Origin of the sequence: Paraburkholderia caffeinilytica (genome assembly GCF_003368325.1) — a bacterium.
Taxonomy (GTDB): Bacteria; Pseudomonadota; Gammaproteobacteria; order Burkholderiales; family Burkholderiaceae; genus Paraburkholderia; species Paraburkholderia caffeinilytica.
On sequence record NZ_CP031466.1, the window covers coordinates 39,216 to 52,973 of the forward strand.

Below are 13,758 nucleotides of genomic sequence, written 5' to 3' on the forward strand. Positions count from 1 at the left end.
TCAGATAACTGTAACTTCCACTGCGACGCGCCCGCCGAGACGTGCTTCGAGGCGGGTCCTGAGCTCGTTGCTGTTGTCACAGATTAGCTGCCGCGCCCGCGCGTCCCGGCTATCGAAACGAAGAGATAAACCCCAGCCCGAAAGACTCAAATGCAGCTCGGTGCGCGGCAGAATGGCCGGGTCAAGTTCGACGGCGACGTCCCACTGGCCTGCACGTTCGACGGCGGGGTTGGTGCAAAATCCGGCCACGCGTTCCGCGAGATGCTCGGCGAGAAGATCGCCCTCCGCCGCCCTCGCACAGCGGCGGATCATCTGCATGCCGAATGACGGTTCCGCCACGGCGTGCTGCGCGTCTTGCGTGGCTTCATGCACAGATTTGCCTTGCGCGCCGCGCACGCCAGCCTTGCGCGCCGGACCTTGTGCGTGCGCCGCGGAAGTGGACGCGCGGCGATTCTCGCGAAGGGCAAGCAACGCGCCGTTCAGCGCAAGCGACGGCGGCAGCGGAGGCACGGCGGGCAGCAGGGGCAAAGGCGCATCCGTGGCGCTGATGCCCTCGGCTGCTTCCTGGTGTTGAGCGTCGCCGCCGGAGTCGTCGTCGCCGCCCTGCGCATCGTCGTCAGGCGCGGGTTTGCCGGGCGATTCCTGCTCCTGCTGTTCATCGCGCCAGGCCTCGCTGGCCTGCTGCCGCGCGCTCTCGTATAAGGTCTCGAAGCGTTGCGCGCCAGCGCCGCTCTCGCCGGTTTTGCCGCTCGTGCCCGAGGTGTGCGGCCCAGTCGGCGGCGTGATGCTGACTTCGCGCGTGGAGCGGATGCGTGTCATCGCGTGGCCTCCGCTCAGAAGGCGACGCGGCCGACAGGCTGAAGATCGACTCCATCGCCCAGTTCCTGGAACGAATAGACCTGCAGCCACTTCATCCGCTGCTCGATCATGCGGCGGAAGTAACGGCGAATGTCCATCGACGTGACGATCGCGAGGTTGGGCTGCGGCTCTGTGCCGACCAGTTCCTCGAGCGCATCGAGCAACTGTTCGATCTGTTGCGGTTCGAGCGTGAGGAAGTTGCCGGCGGGCGTCTGCTTGATCGATTGACGGATGGTCTGCTCGACCTCCACGTCCAGCACGATCGCCGGCAACTGCCCGGTGCCGCCCGTCGCCCGATGCCCGATGAAGCGGCCGAGATCGCCGCGCACGTATTCGGTGAGCAGCAGCAGGTCTTTTTCCTTGGCGCCCCAGTTCACCAGGCTTTCGAGAATCGCCCGCAAGTTGCGGATCGGCACGTGTTCTTCGAGCAGCCGCTTGAGTACATCGGCGATGCGCAGCACCGGCACCACCTTCTGCACCTCGGCGACGAGCCCCGGATACTCGGTGCCGACGCGTTCGAGAATCCACTGCGTTTCCTGCAAGCCGAGAAACAGATGTGCGTGTTCGCGCACCGCGTCGCCCACCGCATCGGCAAGCGCCTGTTCGCGGCCGCTGCGTGCAGGCGCGAGTTCGACCGGCGGCTGCGGCACGTCGTGCAGCAGTAGCTGATAGGAGGCGTCTGGCACAGCGTCCGCCGTCCATACGGCGGTGCGCGGGAACGGCAGGCCCAGTTCATTGACGAGCGCGCGGCGCGCCGCATCGAATGCGCGATTGAGTTCCGCCGTGTCGAGCTTCGCCGCGAGTTGTGGCGCGAGGCGCACCGAGAGCGGCGCGGCGAATGAAGGCGGATGCGCGCCGATGGTCGGCGGGTGTCCCTTGTGGCCGTCGGTGCGTAGCGAGGGGAGCTCCGGGCCGGCGTGCGGCGCTTTGTCCTTCAATTGCTTGCGCAGCACGTGGCCGGCGCCGAACAGTGCGACAGCGAGCACGACGAACAGCGCAGAGGGAAAGCCCGGCACCAATGCGAAACCGCCCAGCAGCGCGGCGGCGCTATACAGCGCTCGCGAACTGGTGGAAAGCTGGCGCACGATCTCGGTGCCGAGCGAACTCGGCTTGCTGTGCTCGTCGGCGACGCGGGTGATTAGAATGCCCGCCGCCACCGAAATCAGCAGCGAGGGAATCTGCGAGACCATCGCGTCGCCGATCGACAGCACGGAGAAGCGGTTGGCCGCTTCGCCCGCTGTCATGCCGTGGTAGCTCACACCGATCACGATGCCCGCGAGAATGTTGACGAGCGTGATGACGAGGCCCGCGATCGCGTCGCCCTTGACGAACTTCATCGCGCCGTCCATGCCACCGTGCAACTGGCTTTCGATCGCCAGCATGCCGCGGCGCTTTTGCGCATCTTCGGCGGTCATGTTGCCGGCGCGCACGTCGGCGTCGATGCTCATCTGCTTGCCCGGCATCGCGTCGAGCGTAAAGCGCGCGCCGACTTCGGCCACTCGCTCCGAACCCTTCGCAATCACGATGAATTGCACCGTCGCGATGATTAGGAACACCACCAGGCCGACCACGAGATTGCCGCCCACCACCAGCTCGCCGAAGCTTTCGATGATGTGCCCGGCCTCCGCATGCAGCAGGATCGACTTGGTCGACGCGATGTTCAGCGACAGCCGGAACAGCGTAGTGAACAGCAGCAGCGACGGAAACGAATACAGCGCCGTCGCGTACGGTATGTACATCGTCACCATCAGCAGCACGACGCTGATCGTAATGTTGAGCCCGAGCAGCGCGTCGATCAGAAACGGCGGTAGCGGCAGGATCATCAGCGAGATCACAGCGACGATCAGCGATGCGATCGCCACCTCGCCGCCGAACTCATTGAGGCGGAGCGTCTTCAACATGGTCTTCTCCATCGGATGTCAGGGGGTTGCCTCGGTGCCGCCGCGCCGTCCGCCGATGCCTTCCACCCAGGCGAGCACCGCGGCGACCGCGTCGAACAGCGGCTCGGGAACCGCGTCGTCGAGCGCCACGCGGTAAAGCGCCCGCGCCAGCGGCGGATTGCGTGCGATTGGTATGCCGTGGCGGGTCGCTGCCTCGCGGATCACGCGTGCTTCCGCGTCCACGCCCTTGGCGATCACGCGCGGCAAGCCGGATTCGGAGGGGTCATAGCGCAGCGCGACTGCGTAGTGGGTCGGGTTCACCACGACCACATTTGCGTTCTTGATCGGCTGCTGCCGATCGGAGGAAGCGGCCTCGCGTGCGATCTTGCGGCGCTCGTTCTTGATGTGCGGATCGCCTTCTGAATTCTTGTGCTCGCGTTTGACTTCGTCCTTGCTCATGCGGTGATCGCGAATGAACAGCCAATGCTGCACGCCATAGTCCGCGGCACCGATCACGAGATAGAGCGCGCCCGAGATGCCGAGCACCCGGCACAGCGTGCTCCAGGCAATGCTGTCGATGCTGCCGATCGGCTCGTACACCACGCCGACCATTAGCGGGACGAGCAGCACGAGCGTTTTCCACAACACCGCCGTGATCACGACCGCCTTGATGACAGTCTTGGTGAGATCGATCAGCGAGCGCACCGAGAAAATGCGCTTCAGGCCGGACGCGGGATTGATCGCGTCGAACTTCGGTTCGAGCGGCTTGAGCGAAATCTGCAGTCCGACTTGCGCCGCGATCGCGGCGATGCCGACGAGAGCCGCGCCGAGCGCAATCGGAAAGATCAGCATCAACGCGTGCAGGCCGGCTTCGACGAGCAGGTCGTGCAGCGGCGCATCGGGCGTCTGCAAGTGGGCCACGTCGAGGCCACTGCGCAATACGAGGCGCAGTTGCTCAGCCATGCGCGGCCCGCCGACGCCGAAGCCGACCGCAGCGGCGAGCAGGATCGCTGCGAACGGGAGGTCCGTGCTCTTCACGGTCTCGCCGTCGCGGCGCGCGTCGAGCAGCTTTTTGTCGGTGGGCTGTTCGGTCTTCTCGTCAGACATCGCGAAGCCTTCTGTGGATTGCGGCTAATTGCAGTGGATTGCGGCGGATTGTCATGGGCATGCGTCGCCTTGGCCCGCGCGCGCTGCGAAGCGATGGGTCCGGCGCCGAACCGGGCGCAAGCGGGTCGATGCGCAGCCCGTCGACGAAGCACGCTTTTCGTTCGGCGCGCTCGCAGTTCGTCGTTACTCGCGTTCACGGGAGCTGCCTCGCGTTACGGTTCGCACACCGCCGGCCACAGCGTTGTCATCCGCCATCTCGGCAGACGCGCAGACATACGGCGTTTTGATCACCAAAGGAGTGCTCCATGTCCCTGACGAAATGCAGTAACCGGCTCGTGTCGGCATTGATCGAGGCGCTGATGTTCGGCGCGAAACATGGCCATATCGAGCAGTCGGAGCGGCTGCTCGCCGCGCTCCACGTGCTGCGTCCGAACTTCGTCGAACTGCATGCCTACGACGCGTGGATGATGATTCGCCGGCGCGACTTCGCCGAGGCCGTGCGCCTCTTGCGCCCGCTCGAGCAGCAGGCGCTGCGCGGCTCGTTCGGTCCTTACGTGGCGGCGCTGCTCGCGGTGTCGCTGTGCGGGCTCGACGATCCAGCGTGGCGCGTCTACGCCAACGAGGTTGCGAGCCGCAATGAAGACCCCGATTCCGTCGAGCTCGTGATGACGCTGATGGGCAAGCAGAGTGCAGCCGCGGCGCCGGCCGCCGAGGTGCAGATCGACCGCGGCGAGTTTCAGAAACTGATGCAGCATCGTCATCTGCGCGCCTAGTGCAAGGAGCATCGCGATGAACGTAACGATCCCACCCATCCCGCCGCTCGACGCCGCGTCCGCAGTGCGGCCCGACGAAGCCATCGGCCGTGCCGGGACCGGCGGCGCGTCGGGCTCCGGCGCGCTGCCCGAGCCTGCCTCGAGCCTCGTCGACCTGTTTCGCAGCAAGCTCGACGCCGCGCGTCTCGCACCGCCGAGCGCCTCGCACACGCATGGCCCGTCGGCGTTGTCCGAAGTCGTGACGCAGCAAGACCAGGCGGTTGCAAACTTGCGTGGCGAAGTGGACCGCTTTGCCGGCGAGGTGCCGACGATGACCATGCAGGAAGTGGCGGCACAGTCGATCAGGATGCAGCTTCAGGTGTCCGAGATGGTCGGCAAGATGTACGTCGGTGAGGCGGTCGCGCAGGGCACCAAGGGCTCCGTACAGACGCTGATGAAGAACCAGTAGTTGGCGTACGAACGACAGGACAGACTAAATGGCTTCCTATTTGAAACTTGCGCGCACGGTCGTGCTGCTGTGCTGCGTGACGGCGTTGATGACCGGCTGCAGCAAGCAGCTGTTCGCGCAACTGTCGGAGAGCGACGCGAACGACATGCTGGCCGTGCTGCTCGACGCGCGAGTGGACGTCTCCAAGCACAGCGACGACGGCGGCAAGACCTGGAGCGTGGCGGTCGAAAGCGACCAGTTCGCCCGCGCGATGGACGTGCTGCGCGCGCATGGCTTGCCTCATCAGCGCTTCCAGAATCTGGGAGACATGTTCAAGAAGGACGGACTGATCTCCACGCCGACGGAGGAGCGTGTGCGCTTTATCTACGGCGTGTCGCAGCAACTCTCCGAGGTGCTGTCGCGAATCGACGGGGTGGCGTATGCGAACGTTCAGATTGTGCTGCCGAATAACGATCCACTCGCCGCGACGGTCAAGCCCTCGTCGGCCGCGGTGTTCATCAAATACCTGCCGGGCACCGATGTGTCGACGCTCACGCCGAATCTGAAGAACCTGGTCGTGCATGCAGTCGAAGGGCTGACCTACGACAACGTTAGCGTGACGATGGTGCCGGGCACGGCGGCGCCCGAGCCGCCGCCGCCGGTTGCACCGAGTGTGCCGCAGGAGTGGTTGTGGGCCGGTGGAATCGCCGGGGCCGCCGCGCTGGTCGCCGCACTCGCGTATCTCGCACGCCGGTTTGGCGCGAGGCTGAAGGGCGTGGGCACGCGCTTGCGTGGACGCGCGGGTGGGGCGGCGACATGAGCGTGGGTCACGCACAGGCATCGGCGGCGGTAATGGCGAGCGGCGCCGACGTGCCGGACCCGCAGCGCCACCTCCGGTGGTTGAATTCGTACGAAGCGCGCATTGCCGACGCTGCGGCCAGGTTCAGCGAGCGGCAATGCCGGCGTTGGGGCGTGCCGTTCACCGGCAGCGCGCGCGACGCCTGGTATGCGGCGCGCGACTTATGGCTCGGCACGCCGATGCCGGTCAGCGCCTATGCGTCGCGCGCGAACCGGCTTGCGTTGCTCGACGCCGCGTCGCTGCGTCCGGTGCTGGCTGCGCGCGCGATCTATCCGTCACGCGGAACGCTGCGCCGGATCGTGTCGGGCGCTCGGCGGCGCGCGCTCGCCGATGCGCTTGGGGACCATGCGCTGGCCGCACTCATGCAGTTTGGTGTGAACGCATCGACGGCCAATGCGCCGCTTCCCGCTGATCTGTCCGTAGATGCGCTGGTATGCGCCGGACGCACGCTGTTCGAACGCGCCGACGCCTGGCCGCTCGCGCCGGCGCGCAGACTGATCGGCTTGACGCTGGACGATGACGCCGGGGAGACCGATCCCGCCGCTCGTGCTCGTCCACCCGAAGCGGCGGCGTCCGATGCCGGGCCCGAAGCAGAGGACGAATCCGAAGCGTTTCTGTACGCAGCCTGCACGTTGTTTCCGGAGCTGACATGGTTATTTGGCTAAGAGCCCAGCAGGGCGGCATCGGCATTGAGAGCGATGTTTTGCGAGCAGCGGAACTGGCGCAGTTGATCGAACTGGATCGCGCGTCCGGCCACTTCGAACGGCGTGCCGAAGAACTGCTCGCGAGCGCGCGGCGAGAGGCTGAAAAGATACAGCGCACGGCCGATGCAGAGGCCGAACGCACGCTGCGTGCCGCCCAGACGAAATATGACAACGCCGCGCGCCTGGGTTACGAGGCCGGACGCCGTCGCGCGATTCGGGAAGCGCATGAAGCGATGCTGCACGGCGCGGCGTCCGAGCGCGACCTGCTGGTGGCGTTGCGCGAGCGGATTGCCGACATCGTCATGCGCACCGTCACGCGGGTGCTTGGCGAAGCCGATCGCGACGCGTTGTTTGCGCAGATTGCGGTGGGGCTGTCGCGCAGCCTCGAGGGCACATCCTTTCTCACCGTACGCGTCGCCGAATGCGACATCGATGAAGCGGCGCGCGCGTTTCGGCGCGTGTGCGACGAGCATCGCTGGCCGGTGAATCCCGAGGTGGTGAGCGACGCCGCGGCGGAGCCCGGCAGTTGCGTGTGCGAATGGGACCACGGCCTGATCGAAGCCGGACTGCCGATGCAGTTGCGCGCGATCGCGAGCGCCATTCGCCGTGTGACGCGCACCGACACGGAGCAGCAGACTGCCGCCGCCGTGAACATCACCGCCGACGAACTGCTCGACGATGCTCCGCCGCTTGACGGTCAGCATTTCGATGCCCCGCAGTTCGACAACCAGGCCACCGGAGCGCCGCAATGAACGAAGTCGCCGCTTTCATCGACGCGCTGACCCAGGAGCTCGCCATGTCCGACGGGACGACGCGTCATGGCAAAGTGGTCGAGGCCGTCGGCACGTTGCTGAAGGTTGGCGGGCTCGACGCCACGCTCGGCGAGCAATGCGAGTTGCGCGACGCGCGCGGCGTGCTGCTGCAACGCGCGGAAGTGGTCGGTTTCACGCGTCAGTTCGCGCTGCTCGCGCCGTTCGGCAGCGTCGCCGGCTTGTCGCGCACGACGCGCGTTACCGGGCTCGGGCGTCCGTTGTCGGTGCCGGTCGGCGAGATGCTGCTCGGACGCGTGCTGGATGGCCTTGGCGAACCGATCGACGGCCTTGGGCCGTTGCACTGCGACGCGCCGCGCCCCGTGATGGCCGCCGCGCCCGACCCGCTGAAGCGACGCATGGTCGACACGCCGCTGCATACCGGCGTGCGGGTCATCGATGGGCTCATGACGGTGGGCGAAGGCCAGCGCGTCGGCATCTTCGCGCCGGCGGGTGTCGGCAAGAGCACGTTGCTCGGCATGCTTGCGCGCGGCGCGGCGTGCGACGTCAACGTGATCGTGCTGATCGGCGAGCGCGGCCGCGAGGTGCGTGAGTTCATCGAACTGATTCTGGGGGAGGCAGGCATGGCCCGCAGCGTGGTAGTGTGCGCGACGTCCGACCGCTCGTCGATCGAGCGCGCCAAGGCGGCCTATGTGGGCACCGCGATCGCCGAGTACTTCCGCGATTGCGGCTTGCGCGTGCTACTGATGATGGACTCGCTGACGCGCTTCGCGCGCGCCCAGCGGGAGATCGGTCTGTCGGCGGGCGAGCCGCCGACGCGGCGCGGTTTTCCGCCATCGACTTTCGCCGAACTGCCGCGGCTGCTGGAGCGCGCCGGCATGGGGGAGGAAGGCTCGATTACCGCTTTCTACACCGTGCTCGCCGAGGACGAGGAGGGCAACGATCCGATCAGCGAGGAAGTGCGCGGCATTCTCGACGGACACCTCGTGCTGTCGCGTGCGATCGCGGCGCGCAACCGCTATCCGGCCATCGACGTATTGCACAGCCTGAGCCGCGTGATGACGCTGGTCGCAAGCCCCGGGCATTGCAGCGGCGCGGGGCACGTGCGCAAGCTGCTCGCCCGTTACGATGAGGTCGAACTGCTGCTGCAGATGGGCGAATATCAGCAGGGCGCCGATCCGCTCTCCGACGAAGCGATCTCCCAGCACGAGGCCATCGAATCGTTCCTCGGCCAGAGCACCGAGGAACTGACCGAAGGTGAGGACAGCCACGCGTTCGTCTCCGGCTTCGCACAGTCATGAGGGCGATTGTGATTCGCAAGTGGCGCACCATCGTCGCCGCCAAGGTCCGGCGCTGCGAGCGCATCGAGGCCGATCTGGCACGGGAACACGAGGCGCTCGCCGAGCGCGAGGCCCAGTTCGACGACGCCGCGCACGCACATGTCGAGGCGCAGCAAAAGCGCGCGGAGCACGAAGCGCGCATCGTCGCCTTGCTCGACGGCGACGCGCGCGTCGCGACGTCCGACTATCTGTGTCACGACGCGTGGCGCGCGCCGCTGAAGGAAGCGCTGGAAGCCGCGCGCGCGGCGGAGCAAAAGCGCCGCACGGCGCTGGATCGTCAGCGGCAGAAGGTGGCCGAGGTGCAGGCGGCGCTCGCACGCGCGCAAGCCGCGGTGGACGAATGTCGCCGCAAGCTCGATACCTTGCTGCGGGCCGCCGCCACGGCCGTCGAGCTCGCCGCCGACGAGGAAGCCGCGGAAAACCTGCTGGCGCGCCGTTACGCGAGGTAGCCGATGACACATGATTTTCACGCGTGGGCCGAGGCCCTGCTCGGCTTCTTCGAGGCGTATCACAACTTCATCGTCATGCTGATGCTCACGGGCATTCGCATCATGGTGACGTTCATCCTGCTGCCCGCCACCAGCGACACCGTGTTGCCCGGCACCGCGCGCAACGGCGTGGTGTACGTGCTGACGATGTTCGTCGCGGCGGGCCAGGTTCCGCAGGCGTTCGACTCGCTCAACAGCGCGGCGCTGCTGGTGCTGGCCTGCAAGGAAGCGTTTCTCGGTTTCGCGTTCGGCTATTGTGCGGCGCCGGTGTTCTGGATCGCGCAGTCCCTCGGCACCCTGATCGACGACCTCGCGGGTTTCAACAATGTGCAGATGACCAACCCGCTGCGGGGTGATCAGAGCACGCCGGTTTCGACGCTGCTGCTGCAACTCGTCGTGACGCTCTTCTATATCGGCGGCGGCATGCTGTTCGTGCTGGGCGCGCTCTTCGAGTCCTTCAAATGGTGGCCGCCGTATGTGCTGTATCCGTCGCTCTCCAATACGGCGGAGACGTTTCTGATCCAGCGCACCGACACGATCTGGACGGCGCTCGCCAAGCTCGGCACGCCGGTGATGCTGGTGCTGATACTGGTCGATCTCGGCCTCGGCATTGTCGCGCGCGCGGCTGACAAGCTCGAACCCAGCTCGCTCAGTCAACCGCTGCGCGGCGTGATCGGCGTGCTGATGCTGATCGCGCTCGTCGCGGTGTTCGCTTCACAGGTTGTCGGTGATGTGCAGCTTGGTGGTCTGTCGGCGGCATTGGCGAACGGCATGCTGTCGAAGCCGGCGCACTGAACATTGTTGTGAAGTCCCCTGCGGATTGTTGAGTTTTGTTGAGCACGATGTCTCTACCATGGTTTCCGTGCCCGGCGAATTGTCGGGACCACAGGTTCTCAGGGCGGATCGAATGGTCCGCCACATCGGTCACTCCTGAGGTGGAACCATTATGTTTTCGACAATCTATTTCGCGCTGTCGTCGGGGCTCGCGCAGAAGAACCGTTTGCCGGCGTATGCGGCCGCCATGCTCGACGGCGCATCGGAACGCGGCTATTGCCTCGTCGACGACGTGCTCGAACGCCCGTCGCACAAGCTGGATGACGCGGACGTCGCGCGTCTGGTCGCGGTAGCCGATGCATCGCTTCTACTCGGCTACGATCAGGATGCCGAAGAGATGTACCGGCGCGCTCAGAAGACGATCGTTGGCGACGATGATCGCCTGCGCATCATGTCGTGCCGCAACACCGGCTGGCAATTGATGATGCGTGACCGCTACGCGGCCACCGCCAAGTGTTTTGCGCGGATCGTCCAGGACGAGGCGGCGAGTCCCGCCGAAGTACTCGAAGCATTGATCGCCTCGGCCATGGTGCAACATCAGGTGGGACGTCAACGCGATGCGGACGACGCGCTCCTGCAAGCCGCCGAACTGGCCGACATGCATGAGGAACCCGGCTGGCGGCTCGTGATCGCGCTGCTCGCCCGCGAATTCGACGTCCAGTTGCGCATTCGCACGGCGACTACGCTGAGCGACCACGCGTTCTGGAGCTCTGCGCACGTGACGCGCGCGCAGAGTGCGAGCGACCGCGCCGACGTGACGCGCAAGCTCACCGAGACAACGGTCCTGATGTCGCCGATGCCGGCGCTTCTCGCGCAGCGCCACGAGTATCTGGAACAGCTCGCGGCGCTGGCGCGCGGCGAGCGTATTGCCGCCGCGCCGCTCTTCGACGCGGTCAGCCGGCCGCAGCATTTTCGCGGCGCCGGCCAGGCGTTCCTCGCGAAGCTGGACATCGTGCTCGCCGGACTCGCTGGCGGCCTCGACGATGTCGCCGATTCGGTGCTTGCCAAGATCAGCCGCTCCGAAGCGGATATCGGCACGCGTCGCTGCAATTTCGACTACCTGTATTGCGTATCCAAGATCGCGGTATGGCGCGGCAACCCAACCGAGGCGCTCAAGCTTTACGCCAGCTATGCATCCGAAGCGTTGCGCTGCCTGCGCAGCGAGACGCCTGGCCTCGGCGCGATTCAATCGCCAGCGAGCCGCGCGCTGCCCGCGGACGACGTTTCGGCGCGCCTGCCCGCGAAGTATCGCCGCGCATATCGCTACATCATCGAGAATCTCGATCGCGCCGATCTGAATACCCGCGAAATCGCCTCGCAGATCGACGTCACCGAGCGCGCGCTTCAAATAGCCTTCAAGCGTTCGATCGGAATGTCGCCGGGCGGGCTGATCCGCAAGCTGCGGCTCGAAGGCATTCGTAACGACCTGTTGAACGACGAGCGCATGCAAGGCTCGATCTTCGATACGGCAAGCCGCTGGGGCGTGAAGAGCCGTTCCGCGCTCGCGAAGGGTTATCGCCGCGAGTTCAAGGAATCGCCGTCAGAGACGATGCATCGTTAAGCGGAGCCGCCATGAAAGCTATCGTTCCCGTCCGCCGCGGCGCGGCTGTCCGTGTGCGCACGCTGTGCGCGGCCCTCGTCGCAGCCGGCGCGCTGGCGTCGCCGTTGCCGGCTCATGCAGAACGTGTCGCGTGGCAGGGCACGCGCTTCGAATACGTCGCCGATCATAAAGACCTCAAGGACGTGCTGCGCGACTTCGGCGCGAGCCAGCACGTGATGACGTGGATCTCGCCGCATGTCGAAGGCACCGTGTCCGGTCGCTTCAACGCGGCGCCGCAGCGCTTTCTGGATCAGATGGCGGAGTCGTTCGGCGTGCTGTGGTACTACGACGGCTCCGTGCTGCGCATCTACGGCGCCAACGAAGCCCGCAGCGCGACGCTAGGTCTGTCCAACGCCGGCACCGAAGACTTGCGGCGCGCGCTCGGACGCCTGGAGATCGACGATCCGCGTTTCCCGGTGCGCTACGACAGCGTGTCCGGCACGGCGGTGGTATCCGGACCGCCGCGCTTCGTCGAACTGGTGACCGACGTGGCGCATCTGATCGATCACAAATCCGTGTCCGGCGCGAAGGTCGTCGTGCAACGCTTTCCGCTGCATTACGCATGGGCGACCGATCGGACCATCACGATCAACGGCCGCGGCGTGACCGTGCGAGGCGTTGCGTCATTGCTGCGCACACTGTACGGCCAGGGTGTTCCCGGCGGCGACGCCAGCGGCGACGCACCGCCGGCAAGGCGCGATGCATACCGGGTGCCGAGCGTGCGCGAGATGCAGGACGACGGCATGACGACGGGTGCGATCCGAACGCAAGGCGGCTCGCGCCCGCCGCCGTTACCGACGCTGCCTGGCCTCGGTGGGAGCCAGTCGTATGCGGGCTCGGGCGATAGCGCGGTGGCGCCGCCCGTCGGGAATATCGCGGATGCCGGCATGGGGCCTAGCTCCGAGCGCGATGGCACGGGTTCGGTGTCGTCCACGGCGGGCCGCGCCAGAGAGAGTGCCGCCGCGAGCGGTGCGCCGACCATCGAGGCGGATTCGCGCAGCAATTCGATTCTGGTGCGCGACCGTGCCGAGAACATGGCCGCGTTCGGCACGCTCATCGAATCGCTCGACACGCAGCCGGGCATTCTCGAAATCGACGCGAGTATCATCGAGATCACGGATAACGCGTTGCAGGAGCTGGGAGTGGATTGGCGGCTGCATTCCGGTCACGTCGATTTCGAAACCGGCAACGGCCAGCAATCGCAGACGGGCAACCCCGGTTCGCTCAATCCGCAGGGATTCGGCAACCCGCTCGACGCGACCACCGCCGGCGTGCTGGCGACGCCGGCTGGCGGTGTGCTGACCGCGGTGATTGGCGGCGCAGGACGCTATCTGCTGACCCGCATCAGCGCGATGCAGCAGACCGACCAGGCGCGCATCACGGCGAGTCCGAAGGTCGAGACGCTCGACAATGTCGAGGCGCTCATGGACAACAAGCAGACGTTTTATGTGCAGGTGTCGGGTTACCAGTCGGCGGATCTGTATAGCGTGTCAGCCGGGGTGTCGCTGCGCGTGCTGCCCTCGATCGTGAGCGCAGGAAATGGCGAACAGATCCGCATGGACGTGCATATCGAGGACGGCAGGCTGACCGATCAGCAAGTCGGACAGTTGCCGGTGGTCAGCAACAGCACGATCGACACGCAGGCGCTCATCAAGGAAGGCGACAGTCTGCTGATCGCGGGCTATTCGGTGGATCAGGACGATCACACTGAAACGGCGGTGCCGCTGCTTTCGAAGATACCGGTGATCGGCAACTTGTTCCGCTATCGCAAGCATCAGGGGCAGCGCTTCCAGCGGCTGTTTCTGCTGACGCCGCGCGTGTTGTCGGCGGCTGCAGGTGGGAGTCCGGGCGGGGCGCCGGGTGGTGCCGATGCGGTGCCTGGCGGTAACGGAGATGGTGCGGGCTTTGTACCGCCGCCGCCCTCGGGCGCGATGAATCTTCCGCGGCAGCAGGGTGTAGCCCGTATCGCGCAACTCGTTGGTTTGCCGCCGCCGCAAACGGGCGGCGCGGGCGGCGTTGGCGGCAACGTCAGCACGGTTTCGGGCGACAAGCCTTGAGACGGTGCGTTTGGCGTCTGTAATCGTGTACGACAGCGCAGTCGCTTTTTTTTTTGCGGAA

General features: G+C 66.1%; 13 protein-coding genes. 10 read left to right on the plus strand and 3 right to left on the minus strand.

What is annotated here, in order from left to right:
* From sctP to sctU, 3 genes are read right to left on the minus strand one after another with little or no spacing between them, the layout of a single operon-like run.
* Positions 1 to 819 carry a type III secretion system protein SctP gene (gene sctP, locus DSC91_RS00205; protein ID WP_115776282.1) on the minus strand — a complete coding sequence of 273 codons (819 nt, stop codon included), beginning with the start codon at positions 817 to 819 and terminating at the stop codon, positions 1 to 3.
* Between the two features lie 14 nt (positions 820 to 833).
* Positions 834 to 2,759 (minus strand): FHIPEP family type III secretion protein, encoded by a 1,926-nt coding sequence (locus DSC91_RS00210; protein WP_208645724.1) that lies wholly within the window; start codon positions 2,757 to 2,759, stop codon positions 834 to 836.
* Between the two features lie 18 nt (positions 2,760 to 2,777).
* The gene (gene sctU, locus DSC91_RS00215) at positions 2,778 to 3,845 is read right to left on the minus strand and encodes a type III secretion system export apparatus subunit SctU (protein ID WP_115776284.1); all 1,068 of its coding nucleotides are present in this window, start codon (positions 3,843 to 3,845) and stop codon (positions 2,778 to 2,780) included.
* 305 nt (positions 3,846 to 4,150) lie between these two features.
* Here sctU and DSC91_RS00220 point away from each other — a divergent pair, with 305 nt between their 5' ends.
* From DSC91_RS00220 to sctC, 10 genes are all read left to right on the plus strand, one after another.
* Positions 4,151 to 4,618 carry an HrpB1 family type III secretion system apparatus protein gene (locus tag DSC91_RS00220; RefSeq protein WP_115776285.1) on the plus strand — a complete coding sequence of 156 codons (468 nt, stop codon included), beginning with the start codon at positions 4,151 to 4,153 and terminating at the stop codon, positions 4,616 to 4,618.
* A 16-nt stretch (positions 4,619 to 4,634) separates the two neighbouring features.
* Positions 4,635 to 5,066 carry a hypothetical protein gene (locus tag DSC91_RS00225; RefSeq protein WP_054036868.1) on the plus strand — a complete coding sequence of 144 codons (432 nt, stop codon included), beginning with the start codon at positions 4,635 to 4,637 and terminating at the stop codon, positions 5,064 to 5,066.
* Between the two features lie 28 nt (positions 5,067 to 5,094).
* Positions 5,095 to 5,865 carry a type III secretion system inner membrane ring lipoprotein SctJ gene (gene sctJ, locus DSC91_RS00230; RefSeq protein ID WP_200565769.1) on the plus strand — a complete coding sequence of 257 codons (771 nt, stop codon included), beginning with the start codon at positions 5,095 to 5,097 and terminating at the stop codon, positions 5,863 to 5,865.
* Entirely contained in the window at positions 5,862 to 6,569 is a 708-nt protein-coding gene (locus tag DSC91_RS00235; protein WP_115776286.1) for a type III secretion protein HrpB4, read from the plus strand. The genes sctJ and DSC91_RS00235 overlap by 4 nt, the downstream gene beginning before the upstream one ends.
* Positions 6,554 to 7,360 carry a type III secretion system stator protein SctL gene (sctL, locus tag DSC91_RS00240; RefSeq protein WP_115776287.1) on the plus strand — a complete coding sequence of 269 codons (807 nt, stop codon included), beginning with the start codon at positions 6,554 to 6,556 and terminating at the stop codon, positions 7,358 to 7,360. Before DSC91_RS00235 ends, sctL begins: the two co-directional genes overlap by 16 nt.
* Positions 7,357 to 8,679 (plus strand): FliI/YscN family ATPase, encoded by a 1,323-nt coding sequence (locus tag DSC91_RS00245; RefSeq protein WP_115776288.1) that lies wholly within the window; start codon positions 7,357 to 7,359, stop codon positions 8,677 to 8,679. Before sctL ends, DSC91_RS00245 begins: the two co-directional genes overlap by 4 nt.
* Entirely contained in the window at positions 8,676 to 9,167 is a 492-nt protein-coding gene (locus tag DSC91_RS00250; protein WP_115776289.1) for a hypothetical protein, read from the plus strand. The genes DSC91_RS00245 and DSC91_RS00250 overlap by 4 nt, the downstream gene beginning before the upstream one ends.
* 3 nt (positions 9,168 to 9,170) lie before the next feature.
* A complete protein-coding gene (gene sctT, locus DSC91_RS00255; protein WP_054036854.1) occupies positions 9,171 to 10,001 on the plus strand; it encodes a type III secretion system export apparatus subunit SctT in 831 nt (276 codons plus the stop codon).
* A gap of 151 nt (positions 10,002 to 10,152) precedes the next feature.
* Positions 10,153 to 11,601, plus strand: a complete 1,449-nt coding sequence (locus tag DSC91_RS00260; protein WP_054036852.1) for a helix-turn-helix transcriptional regulator — start codon at positions 10,153 to 10,155, stop codon at positions 11,599 to 11,601.
* A gap of 11 nt (positions 11,602 to 11,612) precedes the next feature.
* Entirely contained in the window at positions 11,613 to 13,697 is a 2,085-nt protein-coding gene (gene sctC / locus DSC91_RS00265; RefSeq protein WP_115776290.1) for a type III secretion system outer membrane ring subunit SctC, read from the plus strand.
* Positions 13,698 to 13,758: the final 61 nt, after the last annotated feature.

Excerpts from the sequence above, each read along its gene's own strand:
- sctP (WP_115776282.1), bottom strand. The coding sequence starts at position 819 with ATGACACGCATCCGCTCCACGCGCGAAGTCAGCATCACGCCGCCGACT.
- DSC91_RS00210 (WP_208645724.1), bottom strand. The coding sequence starts at position 2,759 with ATGTTGAAGACGCTCCGCCTCAATGAGTTCGGCGGCGAGGTGGCGATC.
- sctU (WP_115776284.1), bottom strand. The coding sequence starts at position 3,845 with ATGTCTGACGAGAAGACCGAACAGCCCACCGACAAAAAGCTGCTCGAC.
- DSC91_RS00220 (WP_115776285.1), top strand. The coding sequence starts at position 4,151 with ATGTCCCTGACGAAATGCAGTAACCGGCTCGTGTCGGCATTGATCGAG.
- DSC91_RS00225 (WP_054036868.1), top strand. The coding sequence starts at position 4,635 with ATGAACGTAACGATCCCACCCATCCCGCCGCTCGACGCCGCGTCCGCA.
- sctJ (WP_200565769.1), top strand. The coding sequence starts at position 5,095 with ATGGCTTCCTATTTGAAACTTGCGCGCACGGTCGTGCTGCTGTGCTGC.
- DSC91_RS00235 (WP_115776286.1), top strand. The coding sequence starts at position 5,862 with ATGAGCGTGGGTCACGCACAGGCATCGGCGGCGGTAATGGCGAGCGGC.
- sctL (WP_115776287.1), top strand. The coding sequence starts at position 6,554 with ATGGTTATTTGGCTAAGAGCCCAGCAGGGCGGCATCGGCATTGAGAGC.
- DSC91_RS00245 (WP_115776288.1), top strand. The coding sequence starts at position 7,357 with ATGAACGAAGTCGCCGCTTTCATCGACGCGCTGACCCAGGAGCTCGCC.
- DSC91_RS00250 (WP_115776289.1), top strand. The coding sequence starts at position 8,676 with ATGAGGGCGATTGTGATTCGCAAGTGGCGCACCATCGTCGCCGCCAAG.
- sctT (WP_054036854.1), top strand. The coding sequence starts at position 9,171 with ATGACACATGATTTTCACGCGTGGGCCGAGGCCCTGCTCGGCTTCTTC.
- DSC91_RS00260 (WP_054036852.1), top strand. The coding sequence starts at position 10,153 with ATGTTTTCGACAATCTATTTCGCGCTGTCGTCGGGGCTCGCGCAGAAG.
- sctC (WP_115776290.1), top strand. The coding sequence starts at position 11,613 with ATGAAAGCTATCGTTCCCGTCCGCCGCGGCGCGGCTGTCCGTGTGCGC.